Raw genomic sequence first — 19396 nt, 5'->3', positions numbered from 1 at the left:
TTTGCTTATGTGCGTTTGCTTATGTTGGTTTGCTTATGTTGGTTTGCTTATGGAGTTTCGTTGTTTGCCGTGCGACGAATGGCTCGCTTATCGTGATCGTCTACCGAAATCGAACGAGAGCAAGCTCATGAGCCAACCTGCCCGCACGCTCCGGCTGGGCGCCTACATGTCGGGTTCCGGCGTGCAGGGCGACAGCTGGCGTCATCCCGACGCCGACACCGACGCCTATTCGCAATTCGCGCGCTACCGTCACTACGCTCAGGAACTCGAGCGCGGCCTGTTCGACGCGTTGTTCTTCTTCGACACCCCCTTTGTCTCGACAGACCCCGTCGCCCTGGCCCACAGCCCCGGCGCGCCGCGGTGGGACCCCGTGGTGCTGCTCGCAGGTCTGGCCGGTGCCACCGAGCACATCGGTCTGGTCGCCTCCGTGAGCACGACATACAGCGAACCGTACAACGTGGCACGCGCGTTTGCATCGCTCGACCATCTGTCGGGCGGCCGCGCCGGGTGGAATCTGGTCACCTCGACGGGCGGCGGTCAGAACTTCAACCGCGACGACCACGTCGACCATGCGGTGCGCTACGAGCGTGCCAACGAGTTCTACGACGTCGTGACCGGCCTCTGGGACAGTCATGCCGACGACGCCTTCCCGCGCAACAAGGCCACAGGCCAGTGGGCCGACCCGTCGCGCATCCGCACGCTCGACCATCGGGGCAAGCACTTTCAGGTGCGCGGGCCACTAAATGCGCCACGCCCCGTTCAGGGCTGGCCGGTGATCGCGCAGGCCGGGTCGAGCGAAGCGGGACGCGAACTGGCCGCGCGCGCGGGCGAGTTACTCTACACGGCCGCGCAGGATATCGAGGAGGCCCGCGCCTTCTATACCGACGTGAAAACACGCGCGCTGAAGTATGGCCGCAAGCCGGAACACATCTTCATTCTGCCGGGGGTGTCGCCCATCGTCGGGCGCACGCAATCCGAAGCGGAGGACATTTACGACAGCCTGCTGTCGCATCGCGATCCCGCCGTGGTGCTCAATGCACTGACCAACTATGCGAGCCTGGGCATCGACCTGGCGAGCCTGCCCTTCGACGCGAAGGTCCCGCTGCCCGACCATGTCCCGGAGACGAACTCGCACAAGAGCCGTCAGAAGTTGCTGGTGGACTGGATTCGACGAGAAGAGCCGACCGTACGGCAGCTCTACACGCGATTTACCGGCGGGGGGCACCGCGTACTGGTCGGCACGCCGGCATCGATCGCCGACGACTTCCAGCACTGGTTCGAGACGGGCGCGGCAGACGGTTTCAGCATCATGTTTCCGAGCGCGCCCGTGGGTATCACGTCGTTCGTGGATCTCGTGGTGCCGGAATTGCAGCGGCGCGGCCTGTTCCGCACGCGGTACGAGGGTCGCACGTTCCGCGAGAATCTTGGCGTGCCGCCGGTGCCCAATCGCTACTTCGACGACCACCCGCCGCACGACATTGCATCGCCCGCGGGTGCAGCGCCAGGGACATCGGCCGATCAGCCTGCCGAGACCACTGCCGCAATCGCCTGACCCACTTCGGTCGTGTTCGCGCGCCCGCCCATGTCGCCGGTGCGCGGACCGTCCTTGATCACCTGCGTGATGGCCGCCAGGATCGCATCGTGGGCGTCACGCGTGCGCGAGTCGCCGCGACCGATGAAATCGAGCATCATTGCGGCGGTCCAGATCATGCCGATCGGGTTAGCGATGTTCTTGCCCGCGATGTCGGGCGCAGAGCCATGTACCGGTTCGAACAGCGACGGGAACTTGCCTTCCGGGTTCAGATTGCCCGACGGCGCAATGCCGATCGTGCCGGTACATGCCGGGCCCAGGTCGGACAGAATGTCGCCGAACAGATTCGATGCGACGACCACGTCGAAACGATTCGGATTCAGCACGAAACGCGCGCACAGAATGTCGATGTGCTGCTTGTCCCACGTAATGTCGGGATACTTCGCGGCCGTCTCGGCAGCGCGCTTGTCCCACCAGGGCATCGAGATCGAGATGCCATTGCTCTTGGTCGCGACCGTCACATGCTTGCGCTGACGTTGCTGCGCCAGATCGAACGCGAACTTCAGCACGCGCTCGGTGCCGTGGCGGGTGAATACCGACTCCTGCACCACGAACTCACGCTCCGTGCCTTCGAACATCACGCCGCCGACGGACGAATATTCGCCTTCGGTGTTCTCGCGCACGATCATGAAATCGATGTCGCCCGCCTTGCGGTTCGCCAGCGGTGAAGGCACGCCATCGAACAAACGCGCCGGGCGCAGATTGATGTACTGGTCGAACTCGCGACGGAATTTGAGCAGCGAGCCCCAGAGCGAGATGTGATCGGGCACCGTGTCGGGCCAGCCCACCGCACCGAAGAGAATGGCGTCCACACCCGCGAGCTGCTCCTTCCAGTCGTCCGGCATCATCTGACCGTGCGCGGCGTAGTAATCGCAACTTGCCCACTCGATGTGCTGATACTCGACGGGAATGCCGAAGCGCTTGCTGGCGGCGTCGAGCACGCGCAGGCCTTCGGGCATCACTTCCTTGCCGATGCCATCGCCCGGGATCACGGCGATCCGGAACGGACGCTGGGCGCGTTGGGACGATTCGGTCATGGTCTGTCTCCTGAACGTTTGACGAATGTGCGTTAGGTTATTCCATTCCAACGCGGATAAAATCCCCCAATCGGTTAATCCACTATCCACGAATCGTGAATAAACCCCTGCCTGTCAATCCGAATCTTGACGACCTGCGCGTGTTCTGCCAGGTCGCCCGCCGCGCCAGCTTCTCGGCGGCCGCCGAAGCGCTGGGCGTCTCACCGGCCTATGTCAGCAAACGTGTGGGCATGCTCGAAGCGGACCTCGGCACGCGGTTGCTGCACCGCTCGACACGGCGCGTGGCGATTACCGACACGGGCGAGCGGGTCTACGCATGGGCAGAAAAGATCCTCGACGATGTGAATCATCTGATGGAGGACGTATCGAGCACGCGGCAGGTCCCGCGCGGCACGCTGCGGGTGTCGAGCAGCTTCGGCTTCGGACGTCACGTGGTCGCACCGGCGATGTCCCGACTGCGCGCGCTGCACCCCCAGTTGAACGTGCGCCTCGATCTGTTCGACCGGATCGTGGACGTCGCGGCCGAAGGCTACGACCTCGACGTGCGTATCGGCGACGACATTGCGCCGCATCTGATCGCCCGCAAGCTCGCCGACAACCATCGCGTGTTATGCGCCTCGGCCGCGTATCTGGAGACGCACGGCACACCGCGTCAGCTGAGCGATCTGGCCGGACACGCCTGCATCGTCATCAAGGAGCGGGACCATCCGTTCGGCGTATGGCGGCTACAGCAGCGCGGCGAATCCGTCTCGCTCAAGGTCACGGGGCCGCTCTCGACGAATCACGGGGAAGTCGCGGTGCAATGGGCGCTCGACGCGCAGGGCATCGTGCTGCGCTCGATGTGGGACGTGGGGGCGCTCATTGCGCGCGGGGATCTGGTACAGGTGCTGCCGGAAGTCACGCAACCGGCCAATGTGTGGGCGGTGTATCCGTCGCGCGTGGCATCGTCAGCGAAGGTGCGCGCCTGCGTCGAATTCCTTGCCGGGGAATTTCAGACGCAGGCATGAGCGCCAGGAGGCACTAGGAAGCGCTAGAAAGCGCGCTTAATGAAGGGTAAATGTCGCCTGTTCGACGTGCTGCGAATCGAGGCCGATCTGGACGTTGAATTCGCCCGGCTCCGCCACGTATTGCAGCTTCGCGTTGTAGAACTTCAGCAGGCTGGCGTCGATGGCGAAGTGCACCGTGCGCGACTCGCCCGGCTTCAGACTCACCTTCTGGAAGCCCTTCAGTTCCTTTATCGGACGCACGATCGAAGCGGCCACGTCCTGCAAGTACAACTGCACGACGGTCTCCCCTTCACGCTTTCCGGTGTTACGCACAGTGACGCTCGCGTCGAGCTTGCCGCTGGCCGTCATCGTCTTCGACGAGAGCTTGACCGGGGACACCTCGAACGTGGTGTAGCTCAGGCCATAGCCGAATGCGTACAGCGGACCGGCGTCTTCCTCGAAGTATTGCGACGTATAGTTCGCAGGCTTGCCCGGCGTAAACGGTCGGCCGATGCGCAACTGGTTGTAGTACGTCGGAATCTGACCGATCGAGCGCGGAAACGAGATCGGCAGCTTGCCCGACGGGTTGTAGTCGCCGAACAGCACGTCGGCAATCGCATGACCGCCCTCGGTCCCGGCGTACCAGGTCTCGAGCATGGCGTCGGCGTTGACGTTAGCCCAGTTCAGGTCCAGCGGGCGACCGTTCATCAGCACGACCACGAGCGGCTTGCCCGTGGCCTTGAGCGCCTGTAACAGCGCAAGCTGGCTGCCCGGGAGCATCAGGCTCGTGCGGCTCGATGCCTCGTGCGACATGCCGCGCGATTCGCCCACGGCAACGATCAGCGTGTCGGCATTGCGCGCGACCTGCACGGCTTCGTCGATCATCTGCTGCGGCGTGCGCTTGTCCTGCACGACTTCCGGATTGTCCCAGTCGAGGAAGTTGAGATATTCGACCACCCGCGAGTCGTCGGTGATGTTCGCGCCGCGCGCATAGGCGACCTGAGCGTTCGTGCCAAGCACGTCGCGCACGCCCTGGAGCAGCGACACGGCCTGCGCGTGTTTGCCTGCGGCCGACCAACTGCCCATCATGTCGAGCTTCGAGTCCGCGAGCGGTCCGATCACAGCGACCCTGCCGGCCTTCTTGAGCGGCAGCGTGTCATGCCGGTTCTCCAGCAGCACGATCGACTTGCGCGCGACATCGCGCGCTGCGTCGCGGTGCAGGCGGCTTTCGGCATTCACGTCCTTCGGATCGTTCTCGGCGCGGCCGATACGGCGATACGGATCGGCAAAGAGGCCCATGTCGTATTTCGCCCCGAGCACTTCGCGCACGGCGTTGTCGATATAGCGAATCGGCACGTCGCCCGACTTCACCAGGTCCGGCAACTGCTTGAGGTACTGCTGATCGGCCATGCTCATGTCGACACCGGCTTCGATGGCGAGCCTGGCGGCCTCACGGCCGTCCTTCGCCACGCCGTGACGCATCAGTTCCTCGATCGCGCCATGATCGCTGACCGTCACGCCCTTGAAACCCCACTCACCACGCAGCAGGTCTTGCAACAGCCACTTGTTCGACGTGGCGGGCGTGCCGTTGACCGAATTCAGCGCAATCATCACGCCGCCCGCACCCGCGTCGATCCCGGCGCGATACGGCGGCAGATAGTCCTGATACATGCGCATCGGGCTCATGTCGACGACGTTGTAGTCCCGTCCGCCCTCGACCGCGCCGTACAACGCGAAGTGCTTCACGAACGCCATCAGGCTATCGGGGTTGGCGGGCGACGTGCCCTGAAAGCCCTGCACGCTCGCACGTGCGCTTTGCGAGACCAGATAGGGATCCTCGCCGAAGCCTTCCGAGGTACGGCCCCAGCGCGGGTCGCGCGAGATGTCCACCATGGGCGCGAAAGTGGCGTCGAGGCCGTCGGCACTCGCTTCGACGGCGGACACGCGCGCCGCCTGGCGAACGACCGACATATCCCAGCTCGACGCCAGGCCGAGGCTGATCGGAAACACGGTGCGGTGGCCGTGCACGATGTCGTAGGCGAAGAAGATCGGAATCTTCAGGCGGCTTTGTTTGACGGCGGCGTCCTGCAACGGGCGGTTCTCGCTCGGGGTCACCGAGTTGAACGTGCCGCCAACACGGCCCGCGGCGATTTCCTTGATGAGTTGCGGCTGCGGCATCTCCGCGCCGATGCTGATCAGGCGCAACTGGCCGATTTTCTCGTCAAGCGTCATGCGCGCGAGGAGATCATCGACAAACTTTTGTTTGGCGGACGCCGAAGGCATTGCAACGGATGCAACGGGAACGTCGCGCTTGTCGGCGTTGTCGGAGGCTTGAGCGGCGCTGGCAAAGGCCGGCGCCACCACGAGACCGGCTGCGAGAGCCAGTGCGCGGAGCATTTGCATGTGATGGCGATCCAATTGAGTGCGACGCACGGCACGCGCAGCAAGGTCGCGAGCCCGGGCGTCCGGGTCGTCGTATCGGCAGGCGTCACGAGCCGAGCCAGGGCAAACTCGCGACACGAAGTGCGATACTTTGCCACAATTGGCGTTCTTTGAAAGAATTCCGTGCCTCGATGCGGTAATGCGCTGCCCGAAGTCAGCGCCGAGGCGAACTGCCCTTTCACTTCAGGAGCGACTTTTGGTTTTGTTTTCTCAGACCCCGTTCTGGCGCCGATACGCGTCGCGGCTCGTCGTCGGCGCCGCCCTGGTGGGCGCCGCGCATGCCCATGCGTTTTCCCTCGACGACGTGACCGCCCGCGCCAAGGCGCTCTCCGACAAGCCCTATGCGGCCCCGGTAAGCAACCTTACGCCGGCCTTCGCGAAAATGCAGTTCGGCGACTACATCAAGATTCAGCCGCGCCGCGAAGCGTTCGAATGGAACGATCAGCCCACGGCGTTCAAGCTCGGCTTTTACCATCAGGGCATGCAGTTCAGCACGCCGGTGAAGATCAACGAAATCGTCGGCAGCGGCGCCAACGCGAAGATCGACGAGATCAAGTACGACAGCAACCGCTTCGACTTCGGTGACCTCAAGCTCGACCGCAGCGCGACTCACAATCTGGGATATGCAGGCTTTCGCGTGCTCTATCCCATCAACGAACCGGGCAAGCTCGACGAGATCATGAGCGTGCTGGGCGCGAGCTATTTCCGCGTCATCGGCAAGGGCCAGATTTACGGATTGTCGGCACGCGGCCTCGCCATCGACACCGGTCTGCCCATCGCCGAAGAATTCCCGGCGTTTCGCGAATTCTGGATCGAGCGTCCCAATGCGGGCGACAAGCACCTCGTTTTTTACGCGCTGCTCGATTCCAAGCGCGCCACCGGCGCTTACCGTTTCGACCTGACGCCGGGCGAGGATTCCGTGCTCAAGGTGCAGGCCCGCGTGTTCATGCGCGACAAGGTGACGAAGCTGGGCATCGCGCCGCTCACGAGCATGTTCCTGTTCGGGCCTAACCAGCAGCGCGACCCTTACAACTTCCGTCCGGCCCTGCATGACTCGAACGGGCTGGCGATTCACGCGGGCAACGGCGAATGGATCTGGCGCCCGCTGAACAATCCGCGCAACCTCGCCATCAGCCAGTTCCAGGTGACGAACCCGCGCGGCTTCGGTCTGCTCCAGCGCGGGCGCGATTTCTCGCAGTACGAAGACCTGAAAGATCGCTACGACCTGCGCCCGAGCGCCTGGGTCGAGCCGCAGGGCGACTGGGGCAAGGGTCACGTTGAACTCGTCGAAATTCCGTCGCCGGACGAAACCAACGACAACATCGGCGCGTTCTGGACTCCCGACCAGTTGCCGCCCAAGGGGCAACCGTTACAGGCCGACTACACCATTCGCTGGACGATGAACGAGCGCGGCATCATCGACCGCAATCTGGCGTGGGTGAAGCAGACGCTTCGCACGGCCGGCGAGATCACACAGGCCAACCTGATTCGTCACTTCGACGGCAGCACCGGCCTGATCGTGGACTTTGACGGCGGCCCGCTCGCCACGTTGCCCGCCGCGTCGGTCACGCCGCAGGTCAGCGTCAGCGATAACGCCACCATCATCGAGCAAACGCTGCAACCGAATCCGGCCACACGCGGCATGCGCCTGAACCTGCGGGTCATGGTCAAAGACCCGGCCAAGGTGGTCGAGCTGCGTGCAGCGCTCGTCTCGGGGGGCCGTGCGATCAGCGAGACATGGAGCTATCAGCTCCCGCCCTTTTCGGTCGCGAAGCAATAAGTTGCATTAAATCAGTTCGTGCGGCGGCTACTCGCCGCCGCACCTCCCCTCCCGCCAGCCTCCTCTCTGCCCCGCAATTAAACAGGCACTTACGAGGGGTGTTTTCTCATGTAAAACCCTAGCCATCGCAAATTTGCCTTGCAGTCGAACGCCATTTCGCGTTTACTGCATGCACAATATTGCATAAATAACCACCCGTCGTTCATAGAGGTGGTTGGCGAAGCCCGGCCTCGATGCCGCTTGCGTCGGTCATAAACAATCCCAAAGAACTCTCCGCGTTTCGACGGAGGGCGGATTCGTTATGGAGACACCGCATGCGACATATCGACGTACATCATCTCGCCGACGAAGCGCGCTTCAACGGCTATCACGGGCGCATTCTGCTCTGGTGCGCACTCATCATCATCTTCGACGGCTACGATCTCGCGGTCGCGGGCATTGCCCTGCCGTCGATCATGAAGGCCATGAATGTCGACGCGACCAGCGCCGGTTTCATGGTCAGCGCTGCCCTCTTCGGCATGATGTTCGGCGCGATCGTCATGGGCATGGTGGCCGACAGCCTCGGGCGTCGCAAGGCAATCGCCATTTGTGTGCTGATGTTCTCTCTGTTCACTGCGGCTGCCGGCCTCACGCACGAGCCCATCAGCTTTTCCGTGACCCGCTTTCTCGCGGGCGTGGGCATCGGCGGCGTGATGCCTATCGTCGTCGCACAGATGACCGAATATTCGCCGCGCCGCCTGCGTGGCACGCTCGTCACGCTGATGTTCTCCGGCTACTCGGTCGGCGGCATGCTTGCCGCATTGCTCGGCAAGGGGCTGATCGAGTCCTATGGCTGGCAGTCCGTATTTCTCGCCGCGAGCCTGCCCGCCCTGCTCGTGCCTTTCGCCATGAGAGCGCTGCCGGAATCGATGCCGTTTCTGATTCGCACAGGACGCCTCGACACGCTCCGACAAGTGCTCGGCCGTCTGTCGCCCACGTATGTTGCGCAGCCGTCCGATCAATTCGATCTGCCCAATACCGACCGCAAGCAGGCGGCGCCGCTCTCGCGTCTGTTTCAGGATGGCCGTGGCTTCAGCACGGTGATGCTTTGGGTCGCGTTCTTCATGTGCCTGTTCATGGTGTACGCGCTCAGTTCGTGGCTCGCGAAGCTCATGGCAAGCGCCGGATACAGCCTCGGTTCCGCGCTCACGTTCGTACTCGTGCTCAACTTCGGCGCGATGCTAGGCGCCATCGGCGGCGGCTGGCTCGCCGATCGCTTCAACATCAAGTACGTGCTCGTGGGGATGTACGCGCTTGCCGCCGTCTCGATCACGCTGCTGGGCGTGAAGGTGCCCACACCAGTGCTGTTCGTGCTCGTGGGCCTGGCGGGCGCCTCGACCATCGGCACGCAGATCGTGACGTACGCCTACGCGGGTCAGTTCTATCCGATGGCCGCGCGCGGCACGGGCATCGGATGGGCGTCCGGTGTGGGACGCAGCGGCGCCATTCTCGCGCCCATCGTGATTGGCGTGCTCGTGAGCATGTCGTTGCCGTTGCAGCAAAACTTTATGGCAATCGCGATTCCTGCCGTCATCGCCGTGATCGCCGTGTTGCTCATCGACCACAAGAAATCGGCATCGGTGCAGCAACAAGCGGCAGCCCAATCGAGAAACAATTCGGCAGGATTGGCGAACGGCGCGGGAGAACCTGCGTAATCTCGCGCGTCAAGCTGGGTTCGGGGACGAAACGATGCCATTCGCATGACGGCACAGCCGTTTGCCGTCATGCGAGAATTCGCGCCGCAGCGGTCACGGGAACGACTGCGGCTTTCGGTGAAGCGCGCGCCGGTGCAGGGGCACAGCAACAATTGCCCGACGCAAAGCGCGACACGCGAAACATCATTCAACCCGAGCGCCTCAGGCGCCGTTATCCAGATATCCGTCCCAACGGACACTCTGGGGAAGACCAACATGCCGCGTCTCACTTTGCTGAGTTCTTTGGTGCTGGCCGCCGCCGCTGTCGTTCACGTTCCGGCCTTTGCTGCTCCCTCCGACGACGCCAATGTCGTCCAGCTCTCCACCCGCCAGACCCTTACGGGCGACGCCGTCTTCAGCGGTCAGTCAGCCGCTGTCGCCACGCTTGGCGCCGACGCGCTGCGCGACGCGCACGGCAACTTCGGCGTGAACGCCGCCGCGGGCGCGCTCAACGCACAATCGAATCAGATCGTGCTCGCCAAGGCGGCTCACATTTTGGTCGATACGCAACAGACGATCCGCAACGCGGCCGCCGTCACGGGCGCCATTACGGGCGCGATGCATGCGTCGCTCGGCGATCGGGCGCTGATGGGGGCATCGGGCAACATCGGCGTGAACGTGGTGGCCGGTGCCGCCAATGCACAAGCCAACGCGCTCGCGATTCACTGACCGTCGGCAGGGAAACGTTTTTGCAGATTGCCGAGCCAACGCGCCACGACGCGTAACTCCGCTTCGGAAAAGTCGTCGTGCAGCAGGTCGTTGAGCTCGGCAAGCACCTCGCGCGCACGCGCGATGGCCTTGTGACCGGCAGCGCTCACGCGCAAACGCGTGGCGCGACCGTCGGTGGCGTCGGCACGCCGGGTGAGCAACCCAGCGCTCACCATGCGATTGGCAAGTCCCGTCATCGACGACGGCGACAGTTGCAGCGCCGCTCCCACTTCGCCCACGAGGGCGTCGTCGTGATGCAGCAGATAGAAAAGGACACCCGCTTGCGCGGCGCTCACACCGGCGCTGTCGACCGAGCGCGCGTCGATCCACTGCTGCACGCGCCGTTGGCCGACGTTGAGCAGGAATAGCAAGCGACGGTCGGTGGCTTGCGCTGCGTCCGTGTTACCCGGTGTCGTTCCGGGCGTTTTCTTTGAGGCCTTCGCAGCAAGGGACGCTTGGCGTTTCGGCATGCCGTGATCAGTCTGAAGGATGGGATGTGGATGGCGCGGCGTGCGCTGCGGCGGTGTACGTCGACACGCTCGCCGTGCGTTCCCCGCTCGCGGGATTGCCCGCGCCCGTCGACAACAGCCAGTCGACGGTCTCCGGCCAGAGAAACGCGCCGGAGCGTTGGCGAAAGTATCCCATATGCCCGATCGCGCCGGTGTCCGAACGACTCGCCGGAATTTCACGTCGTGTCACGGGGGCGTGACGAAACCGGGATACGAGCATGTCGATGCCCAGACGCGTGGCCCACAGGTCGTCGTCAAATCCCAGAGAAAGAACGGGAGTACGAACCCGGGCGAAGCGTGCCCCGGCATCGAGCGTCGGATCATCGAAGAAATAGTTTGGCAAACGCGTCCAGTCGCTCCATTCGAGCAGCACATCCCTCGGAAGGTCCTCGCCGATGCCCAGACGACTGCCCGGCATGTATCCCGTCACGCGTGCCAGCGGCGGCGCGATCCAGTGCATGAGCAAGGTGATTCTGGCGCGTTCGCGACGGTTCGTGACGACGCGCATGGCCCCCGCATGGGAAGCGACCTGAACGGCGGCATGCAGCAGGTTCGAACTCTCGCACAACCCGATGGCATGTCCGCCAAAACTATGGCCGACGGCGTACAAGGGCAACGTGGGGTAATGCGTCGATGCCCAGCGGGTAACGCCCTCCACATCCAGATCGGCCCAGTCGCGCATTGTTGCCCTGAAGCCTCGCAACGATCCGCGGCGCGACCCGTCGACCCCACGATAACTGTATGTGACGGCGATCAGCCCACGCTGCGCAATGTATTGCGCGAACGCAAAATACAGCCGCTCCGGCACCGCCGTTGCCGGATGCACCAGCACGATGCCCTTCGCCGGCAAATCGGCGGGATACCACACGTGGGCGCCGAGCGGATAACCGTCCACGGCGGGAATTTCGACGGAAAGCGACGACATGGCATGACTCCCCGGCGCTCGCCAGCCCGAGGGGTACGGCGCCATTCAATTCAACGCATCGACCCATCGATGTCGACTATCCGACTCGATGGGATATTTAGTTCGTATGCGAAGTATATTGAGAATTTTATTTCGTACACGAACTAAATTAGAGAGAGTTTACGAGCGGAAGACGATGAGTGCGTTGCCGTGACGAAACGTTAGCGCGTCACGACCGGCGGAGGGCCGCAGTCCGATCTTCCGGATACGCGGAACGACACAGGTCCAGTACTTCCGCACGAAACCAGCGCTGCGCGGGATCGTGGTCGAGGCGCGGATGCCAGATCGCCGAGATCGTGAACTCGGGCACTGCGACTGGCAGTTCGAACCACTGCACGCCATGCGCGCCCAAAGGGTCCGGCACGAACACATTGCCAAGGCAGGAGCGCGGGATGACGGCCAACAATTCGGAATGGCGTACCAGTTGGACCGCGCTCGAATAGGACGGCACGACGATGGGAAGCTTGCGCTCGACGCCTGAAGCAGCCAGCGACACATCGACCGGATTTTCGGCGTCCCCCGAACGGGAGACCATGATGTGATCGTATGCCGCCCAATGCTCGACGCTCAGACGGCGCTTGCGCAACACGGGATGTCCCTTGGCACACACGCCGACATAGCGGTCACGAAACAGCACACGGGTGCGCACCTCCGGGGCCGACGCCTTGACGACACCGATCTCCAGATCGATCGTTCCGTCCCTGAGCGGTTGCGTGCTCCAGTCCGCCTTCGGAATGAAACGCAACTGAACGCTGGGGGCCGAGCGACGGATTCGCGACAGCAAGGCCGCACCGAGCACGTCGAGAAAGCCCTCGCCTGCGCGTAACGTGAAGCGTTGTTCGAGCGTGGCGGCATCGAATCGATATTCGGCTCGCCCCAGCGCCGCCGTGACGTCGCGGGTCAGTGCCGGAACACGCTCGCTCAGTGCTTGTGCGTAAGGCGTGAGCACCAGGGAGCGCCCCGCTTGCAGGAGCAACCGATCTCCGGTCGCCACACGCAGCCGGGCGAGCGTCCGGCTCATGGCCGAGACGCTGACGTTCAGACGTTGCGCCGCGCCGGTCACGCTACGTTCGCTTAGCAGGGCGTCCAGCGCCGTCAGAAGATTGAGGTCGATGCGCGACATGTGCGCAGCATAAACGAAATATGCCACCCATGGCGTCCGGTGCAACTGAGGATTGCATCCAAGGCGTCTGGTGCAAATGCATGGCCAGTTCGACAATTCAAGGACTGAATCGGCAAAACGGAAACCCTCATGGCTCACTTACCCACCGTCCTTCTCATTGGCGCGTCGCGCGGTCTCGGTTACGCAATGGCAGCGGAATTCATCGAACGGGGCTGGAACGTCGTAGGCACCGTGCGTGCCGCGAGCGGCAGGACGCTACTGCACGCATTGGCCGACGCACATCCCGACCGTGTCGAGATCGAAATCCTCGACATTACCCAGACCGATCAACTCGCGGCGCTGCATGCCCGCCTCGGGCACCGACGCTTCGACATGCTGTTCGTCAATGCCGGCACAACGAATCCCGATCCGACACAGACCATCGGCGAGGTGCCGACGCAGGATTTCGTCAATCTCATGATCACGAACGCCCTGAGTCCGATGCGGGTTGTCGAGCGATTTTGCGAGCTGGTGTCCGAGACGGGCCTGATCGGCGTCATGTCGTCGGGACAGGGCAGCGTCGCCGACAACGAGTCCGGCCAGCGCGAGGTGTATCGCGGCAGCAAAGCCGCACTCAACCAGTTCATGCGCAGCTTCGCTGCGCGTCAGGCACAGACATCGCGCGCGATGGCGCTGATCGCGCCAGGCTGGGTGCGCACCGATCTGGGCGGCCCGGAGGGAAGGCTCTCGGTCGAGGAAAGCGTGCCCGGTGTCGTGAGCGTGCTGCTTGGCAAAATGGCGCGACCGGGACTCGAATATCTCGACTATCGCGGCAGAACGGTCCGATGGTGAGCGTCGAGCGTCGCGCGTCGAGCGGACCGAACGCTACCCTCGCACCACACTGCGAAACGCGGCCGAGAGTGCGGCCAGCGCATCGTACGCGCGGCCGTCTCTGACGCGCGTATGCAGCAGGACTGGCAAGCGCGGTATCTCGGGCAGCCCGAGCCTGGCGCCGACATCCACGGCGCCGAACGGCAGCATTCGCGGCGCCAGTGCCGCAACGCCGAGACCGGCCATCACGGCAGCGGCCACCGACGGCACACCGCCGCCGACGAAGACCTCCCGCCACGGTACCGCCGCCGCGTCCAGCAGTCGGCCTGCAAGCACACGAACCCCGCACGGCTCCGCAAGCGTGGCGACCGGTAGCGGTTCGTCCGCACGATGTTGCCAATGCGGCGCAGCGAACCACCCGAGGGTCTCTTCGGCGAGCAGTTCGCCATCGCCGCGTCCGGCATGCAGGCGAACGATCACGGCATCCAGCTCGCGCCGGTCGAAGCTTTGCAGCAGATCCCCCGACGACGCAATCCGCACTTCGATCAGCAACTCCGGATCTTGCGCGTTCATTCTCGCGATCAGCGCGGGAAGCTCAGGCCCGGCAACGTGATCGCTAACCCCGAGACTCAGCCGCTGCCGCGCGCCGACGAACGCGCCAAGCGCCCGGTCGTGCGCATCGAGCAGTTCGCGCGCACGCTCAAGGAACGTCACGCCGTTGGCGGAAAGCTCCACATATCGGGGCGTTCGCTCGACGAGCCGCAGTCCCAGCCGGTCTTCGAGCCGTTTCAACTTCAGGCTGATGGCCGCCTGCGTCGTCTGCATGGCTTCAGCGGCGCGCGTGAAGCTACCAAGCTCGGCAACGCTGACAAACGCCTTAACGGCGTCGAGGTCGAGAGGGCGCACTGTCATTTCGAATTCTTATCTTTGAAATAAACGTCAATAAGAAAATAGAATAGTTAAGATGAAACGAGTCCACAAGAGGGAGATCCCACCATGCCACTCGTTCACATCGCATTGCGCGCAGGAAAGCCCGAGGTCTATCGTCAGGCCATCTTCGACGGCGTCTACGACGCCATGCGCGAGACGTTCAACGTGCCGGAAGACGACCAGTTCATGGCGATGACCGAGCATGACGCGGCGAATTTCCGCTACGGCGCGTCGTATCTCGACGTGAGTCGAAGCGATGATCTGGTGTTCATTCAAATCACGGCCAACAACACGCGTACGGTCGATCAAAAGAAAGCGCTGTTCCGACGCATTGCGCAGTTGCTCAGCGAACGCCCCGGCCTGCGCAAGGAAGACGTGTTCGTGAGTCTCGTGGAGGTGGAGAAAGAAAACTGGTCGCTGGGTAACGGGATTGCGCAATACGCCTGATGCACCGCACGTGGCGCCGCTTCAGGCATCGCATCAGGCATCTCATGAGGCATCCCACTACTGCGCCATGCCTTGCGTCGTCTTGACCGACTCTGTCCGGAAGGAAGTCCCGCCGCCCACGGCATCCGGCGTGAAGATCATGTCGACGTCGACCATCTTGCCGCAAACGCGAAACGTCCAGGTTTCTTTCCAGACGCCCCTGAAGGTCGTGCCGCCCTCGACGACGTCGTGCGGCGGCTGCTTCGCGCGCATGTCGAACGCTTCCACTTTCCGACACCCCGACTGCCCGGATTTGGCGATCGCCGTGCTCACGGCGACCATCATCGCGTCCTGAACCAGCACGGGGCCGCCGCGCGTGTTGCCCGGATAGAACGGTGTCGGCTTCGGATTGCCGCCCTCGGCGTCAGCGACGAAGACCGCGTTGTAGATCTTCGCGTCGCCGCAGCGTTCCAGTTGGTAGCGCGTGAGCCAGGCGCCCGACTTCGGGTTGCCTCCGCCGTCGGGAATCGTCATCGGTTTGAGCACTACCGCGCCAAGCGGACGGACCTGATACTTCGACTTGCAGTCCGTTTGCAGATTGAATCGCTTGTCTTCCTCGACACCGAGCTGGTACATCACGAGCATGGCCCTCTCGGAAAAGACGTACTGCATCGCGGGCTGACTTCTGACCAGTTCTTCGGTCGAGCCGACCGTCGTATCGGCGTGGGCCGATGGGACGACGCCGATAACACCGATAACGCCGATAAGGCCCGCAATGCACGACGTGGCAGCGGCTGACATGATTCGAATCATTTTCTGCATCGCTGACTCCCCCTTCCCGTGTGTGTTTTACTTCACGCCCTCCAGACAGCTCGGCGAGAGCGATGTCTTCACTCGCTGCGCAAACGTCGACCATTTGCAAGACTTCGCGTCCGGCCCTTCGGTGCAGTCGGCCATGGCCAGCGTTTCCCGTTTGGCAGGCTCGTCGAGCGAGAGCGCCGTGAGATGGCGCAACTGGTGCATCGACTGATACACGAACTCGACGCGAACGTACGGCTCACCGGCCGGATTGCGCCAGAGCGAGAAGACGAGCGCGCCGTCCGGTGGCGTGTTGTCCGGCTGATCGCTCAGGCGCCAGTCGAGCTTGAGCATGCCCGCGAGATTGGCGATGTTCGTGTCGTGGCCGGTGAGCACGTAAACGCGATTTCCCACGGGCACCACCGGGCCGCGCACCGATGCAGGCGGCGGCGCGCCCGTCGTCCCGGCGCGCGAGAGCGCATCGAGTACCGTCGCGAGCAGGGGCGTGCCGTTGGTCGTCGCGAGATAGGGAGTCTTGTTGAGCAGGTCACGCTGCGCGTTGTGCGCGTCGAGCAGCAACGCCCAATCCTTTTCGTCACGGATGCGTCCCCACGCGACCTGACTATCGGGCAAGCCTTCCCCGTACTGCAGCAGAAAAACTTCCGATGCCTTGGCCGCGCTGCCCAACGCGCCACGCAAGGTCACGCCGCTGCCATCGCCTTCCACGCGCAGACGCGTCGGCTCGTCCTCCAGCTTGCAGCCGCCGGGGGCGCCGCAGGCAGGGCTGTGCGCATAGTCGAGCACCTCGCCCACGCGGGCGATCGATGCGGAATAGCGCTTGTTCAGCCCGGCGACGCCGTCCGGCGCGAGACGCGCCTCGATGGCGCCACGCGCGGCTCCCGGGTCGAGCGGACAGTCGCCGGCAGCGACCGGCTGGAAGACGGCGTCGTAGGTCGTGAGATCGGCCTGATGCGACGTGCGCATCTCGCAGTCCGGTGCAATGCCTTGCAGCAGGGCGTTGCCCGACTCGCGCGTACGTTGATCGATGTCCGCCCAGCCATACACGGTGCCGGGCGACGGGCATGCATTGTCAGGCAATACGCGGCGTGCGCGCAGCCAGTCCCCGTAATAACGCCCCATGCGCTCCGCAAGCGAGCCGCCGCGTGCGGTCAGATAACCGGCGGGCACGGGCCAGCCGGGCCACGCGTCAGGGCTCAGTTTGTCCAGCGGGGGATGGGCGTGCGTGGGAGAGCGCACACCATGTCTGCTGACGATCACGGTCGCGACGAGCGTCCAGTCTGCGGGCATCCCGTCGATGCGGGCCGCCGATTCCGGTGGCTTTGCGGGGCCGGGTTGCGGCGCGCCGGGTGTCGTGCAACCGCTTAGCACGACCATGGCGACGATGGCAGCCATAGCGGCCACCGCTGTCATCGTCGCGAAGGACGCCCGCCGCCCTCGCCCCCCATGGCGCCCACCCTCGGCGTCACGTTGACGATTAGTTAGAACTTCGAGAGATCGAACGGGATCACGAGTCATCACGCGGGGCATGGCGGCAGTCATGGCAGCAGGTCGGGGTGACGGGGACAGCGTTGACGCTCATCTTACCGTGCGTATCCGGCATCACCTAAGCCCGATGGCGAGCGTGGCGGAAATACGTCGCTTCAGCCGCGGCGCCGGCCTGCGGGTCCGGCCGCGTCCGCTTGCGCCCAAGTCCGCCCGAGCCCCCCCCCCCGGGGCCGCTAATCCCCTCGCCCCACCGCGCCGAACCGCCACGACAGGCGACGCGCGGCGGCGCGCAAGGCTTGCGACGGCCCGGCGTCGAACGACGTCTCGAAGCTGCCCGTCGAGCCCATCAGTGCAAGCACCAACGTCACCTCGCCCGTATGGTCGAACACCGGTACGGAGATCGTGTCGATGCCGGGCACCGGATTGCTCAGCGCCGTATCGAAGCGCCGCTCACGAACGGCGGCCAGACGCGTGGCGTAATCGCTCGGCGGTTTCGCCGCGCGCCCCTCCACGCCCAGGCCCGCCATGCGCACCGGCTCTTGCGCGAGCAGACCGTCGAGCACGGCTTCGGGCAGGAATGCCGCAAACGTGCGTCCGATCGCGGTATTCACCAACGAAAGCACCGTGCCGATGCGCAGGCTCACGTGCTGCGGACGCATGGCTTCCTCCAGGCGCACGACCGTCGGCCCCACGGGACCGAGCACGGCCATGGCTGCCGAGAGTCCCGTCGCATGCGCCAGCGCGAGAATTTCCGGCTCGGCTTCGCCGGTCGGCGAGAGTCGCTGCAACGCCATTAGCCCCAGTTCGAGACTCAGGCCGCCCGCTTCGAAGTTGCCGTTCGCGTCGCGCGAGAGCAATCCAGCACGCTGCAAACTGACCAGATGCGGGTGAGCTTTTGCCGGCGCCATGCCAGCCTCGCGCGCCAGGGCGTTCAACGGCAACGGACGACCGGCCGCCACCAGCGCTTCGAGCAGAACACCTGTGCTCTCGAGCGCCTGAATGCCGCGCTGCGGCTTCGCGGTGGTGTCTGCGCCACTGCCGACGCCCGCACCGTCCATGCCGTGCCCGCCAACCACCCCTTCCTCGCCTGGGTTTCGCTTTGCCCTCATACCGGTGACTCCCTGTCGTGCGCCGATGCATCGATCTGCGCCGCAATATCGCGCGCGGTGGCGCGCAAGGCGTTTGCCGCCGCGCCCTCCCACGCCACGTCGAGCGCCGCCGTCGGGCCGATGGCCGTGAGGGCCAGACGCAGCCGCCCGCCGGCGTCCAGTACCGGGGCACACAGACTGCTGACCGACGGACTCGGCGTGTTCACGCTGCGCGACATCCCGTGCTCGCGGGTTTCGTCGAGCAACGCCTCGAAGTGCTTTCGCTCGGCGGCCACGCCGGGCATCTGTTCCTGCCACGCCGCCGGCCAGAGATCGGCGGGCGTGAACGCGCAAAACGCGCGCCCGGTCGACGTGGTCGTGAGCGACATCACGGAGCCCACGTGCAGGTTCACATGCAACGGGAATGCGGCACGCTCGAAATGCACGACGACGGGTCCCTGCGGCGCATGCGTGGAGATCGCCACGCAAAAGCCGGTCTCGCGGGCGAACGTCACGACACGGGGCACCGCCGCGCGATACGCCGGATCGTTCTCGAGATGCAACAGGGCAAGACGCAGCGTCATGGGCCCGGGCGCGTAGTCGCCCGACATCGGATCGCGTTTGAGCAACCCGAGTCGCGTAAGAGATACGAGATACGGATGCGCCTGCGCCGGCGGCAGCCCCGCGAGCGTCGCGAGATCACCCGGCCCCAGCGGTCGGCGCGCCTGCGCCACGGCCTGAAGCACGCGCGCCGCGACATCCACGCTTTGCACACCGCGCGAGGCGCGGCCGGGTTTACCTCGCTCACCGCTCACATCGGCCGTGCCGTCCATCGGAATTCGGTTCATGCAGTCTTGGGAGACGGGCTCCCTCGGAAAAATGGCCTAGATTTTAAACAAGTCATCGCGCGAATTTCGGATTCCCGCGCCCATTTATCAGGGTTAACCCGCGTCGAAAACTCGCCT

The 19396-nt window shown here is 64.2% G+C and carries 17 protein-coding genes; 7 read left to right on the top strand and 10 right to left on the bottom strand.

From position 1 onward, the window contains the following. Nucleotides 1-127: 127 nt before the first annotated feature. Nucleotides 128-1552 carry an LLM class flavin-dependent oxidoreductase gene (locus PCA31118_RS09835; RefSeq protein ID WP_150625015.1) on the top strand — a complete coding sequence of 475 codons (1425 nt, stop codon included), beginning with the start codon at nucleotides 128-130 and terminating at the stop codon, nucleotides 1550-1552. On the opposite strand, the gene PCA31118_RS09830 is transcribed toward PCA31118_RS09835, so the two are convergent. After that, nucleotides 1519-2628, bottom strand: a complete 1110-nt coding sequence (locus tag PCA31118_RS09830) for a tartrate dehydrogenase (RefSeq protein ID WP_150625014.1) — start codon at nucleotides 2626-2628, stop codon at nucleotides 1519-1521. The two genes, PCA31118_RS09835 and PCA31118_RS09830, sit on opposite strands and share 34 nt — an antisense overlap. A gap of 107 nt (nucleotides 2629-2735) precedes the next feature. Between PCA31118_RS09830 and PCA31118_RS09825 the strand changes: the two genes are divergently transcribed. Beyond that, on the top strand, nucleotides 2736-3635 hold the full coding sequence (locus PCA31118_RS09825; RefSeq protein ID WP_150625204.1) for a LysR family transcriptional regulator: 900 nt from the start codon (nucleotides 2736-2738) through the stop codon (nucleotides 3633-3635). A 36-nt stretch (nucleotides 3636-3671) separates the two neighbouring features. Here the strand turns inward: PCA31118_RS09825 and bglX are convergent, their stop codons facing one another. Next, entirely contained in the window at nucleotides 3672-6011 is a 2340-nt protein-coding gene (gene bglX / locus PCA31118_RS09820; protein WP_150625203.1) for a beta-glucosidase BglX, read from the bottom strand. Between the two features lie 247 nt (nucleotides 6012-6258). Between bglX and PCA31118_RS09815 the strand changes: the two genes are divergently transcribed. From PCA31118_RS09815 to PCA31118_RS09805, 3 genes are all read left to right on the top strand, one after another. Next, a complete protein-coding gene (locus tag PCA31118_RS09815; protein ID WP_174990422.1) occupies nucleotides 6259-7836 on the top strand; it encodes a glucan biosynthesis protein G in 1578 nt (525 codons plus the stop codon). A gap of 314 nt (nucleotides 7837-8150) precedes the next feature. Further along, a complete protein-coding gene (locus PCA31118_RS09810; protein WP_150625013.1) occupies nucleotides 8151-9530 on the top strand; it encodes an MFS transporter in 1380 nt (459 codons plus the stop codon). A 255-nt stretch (nucleotides 9531-9785) separates the two neighbouring features. After that, entirely contained in the window at nucleotides 9786-10238 is a 453-nt protein-coding gene (locus tag PCA31118_RS09805; protein WP_150625012.1) for a hypothetical protein, read from the top strand. Here the strand turns inward: PCA31118_RS09805 and PCA31118_RS09800 are convergent. The 3 genes from PCA31118_RS09800 to PCA31118_RS09790 form a co-directional block, all read right to left on the bottom strand. Further along, nucleotides 10232-10639 carry a MarR family winged helix-turn-helix transcriptional regulator gene (locus PCA31118_RS09800; RefSeq protein WP_237165306.1) on the bottom strand — a complete coding sequence of 136 codons (408 nt, stop codon included), beginning with the start codon at nucleotides 10637-10639 and terminating at the stop codon, nucleotides 10232-10234. The two genes, PCA31118_RS09805 and PCA31118_RS09800, sit on opposite strands and share 7 nt — an antisense overlap. Nucleotides 10640-10754: 115 nt before the next feature. Beyond that, nucleotides 10755-11711 (bottom strand): alpha/beta hydrolase family protein, encoded by a 957-nt coding sequence (locus tag PCA31118_RS09795; protein WP_150625010.1) that lies wholly within the window; start codon nucleotides 11709-11711, stop codon nucleotides 10755-10757. Between the two features lie 208 nt (nucleotides 11712-11919). Further along, entirely contained in the window at nucleotides 11920-12873 is a 954-nt protein-coding gene (locus PCA31118_RS09790; protein ID WP_150625009.1) for a LysR family transcriptional regulator, read from the bottom strand. Between the two features lie 129 nt (nucleotides 12874-13002). On the opposite strand from PCA31118_RS09790, the gene PCA31118_RS09785 reads away from it, so the two are divergent. Beyond that, the gene (locus PCA31118_RS09785; protein ID WP_150625008.1) at nucleotides 13003-13704 is read left to right on the top strand and encodes an SDR family NAD(P)-dependent oxidoreductase; all 702 of its coding nucleotides are present in this window, start codon (nucleotides 13003-13005) and stop codon (nucleotides 13702-13704) included. Nucleotides 13705-13737: 33 nt separating this feature from the next. On the opposite strand, the gene PCA31118_RS09780 is transcribed toward PCA31118_RS09785, so the two are convergent. Then, the gene (locus tag PCA31118_RS09780; RefSeq protein WP_150625007.1) at nucleotides 13738-14595 is read right to left on the bottom strand and encodes a LysR family transcriptional regulator; all 858 of its coding nucleotides are present in this window, start codon (nucleotides 14593-14595) and stop codon (nucleotides 13738-13740) included. 84 nt (nucleotides 14596-14679) lie between these two features. Here PCA31118_RS09780 and PCA31118_RS09775 point away from each other — a divergent pair, with 84 nt between their 5' ends. Further along, nucleotides 14680-15060, top strand: coding sequence for a tautomerase family protein (locus PCA31118_RS09775; RefSeq protein WP_150625006.1), 381 nt, complete (start codon nucleotides 14680-14682; stop codon nucleotides 15058-15060). Nucleotides 15061-15117: 57 nt separating this feature from the next. On the opposite strand, the gene PCA31118_RS09770 is transcribed toward PCA31118_RS09775, so the two are convergent. The 4 genes from PCA31118_RS09770 to PCA31118_RS09755 form a co-directional block, all read right to left on the bottom strand. After that, entirely contained in the window at nucleotides 15118-15840 is a 723-nt protein-coding gene (locus PCA31118_RS09770) for a hypothetical protein (protein ID WP_150625005.1), read from the bottom strand. 48 nt (nucleotides 15841-15888) lie between these two features. After that, entirely contained in the window at nucleotides 15889-17250 is a 1362-nt protein-coding gene (locus PCA31118_RS09765) for a histidine-type phosphatase (RefSeq protein ID WP_150625004.1), read from the bottom strand. A gap of 326 nt (nucleotides 17251-17576) precedes the next feature. Continuing rightward, entirely contained in the window at nucleotides 17577-18401 is an 825-nt protein-coding gene (locus PCA31118_RS09760; RefSeq protein WP_150625201.1) for an IclR family transcriptional regulator, read from the bottom strand. A 47-nt stretch (nucleotides 18402-18448) separates the two neighbouring features. Then, a complete protein-coding gene (locus tag PCA31118_RS09755) occupies nucleotides 18449-19279 on the bottom strand; it encodes an IclR family transcriptional regulator (RefSeq protein WP_246190153.1) in 831 nt (276 codons plus the stop codon). Nucleotides 19280-19396: the final 117 nt, after the last annotated feature.

Source organism: Pandoraea captiosa (genome assembly GCF_902459775.1).
Taxonomy (GTDB): domain Bacteria; phylum Pseudomonadota; class Gammaproteobacteria; order Burkholderiales; family Burkholderiaceae; genus Pandoraea; species Pandoraea captiosa.
Note: the sequence above shows the minus strand (reverse complement) of the source record. Positions and strands in the feature narration are given on the sequence as shown.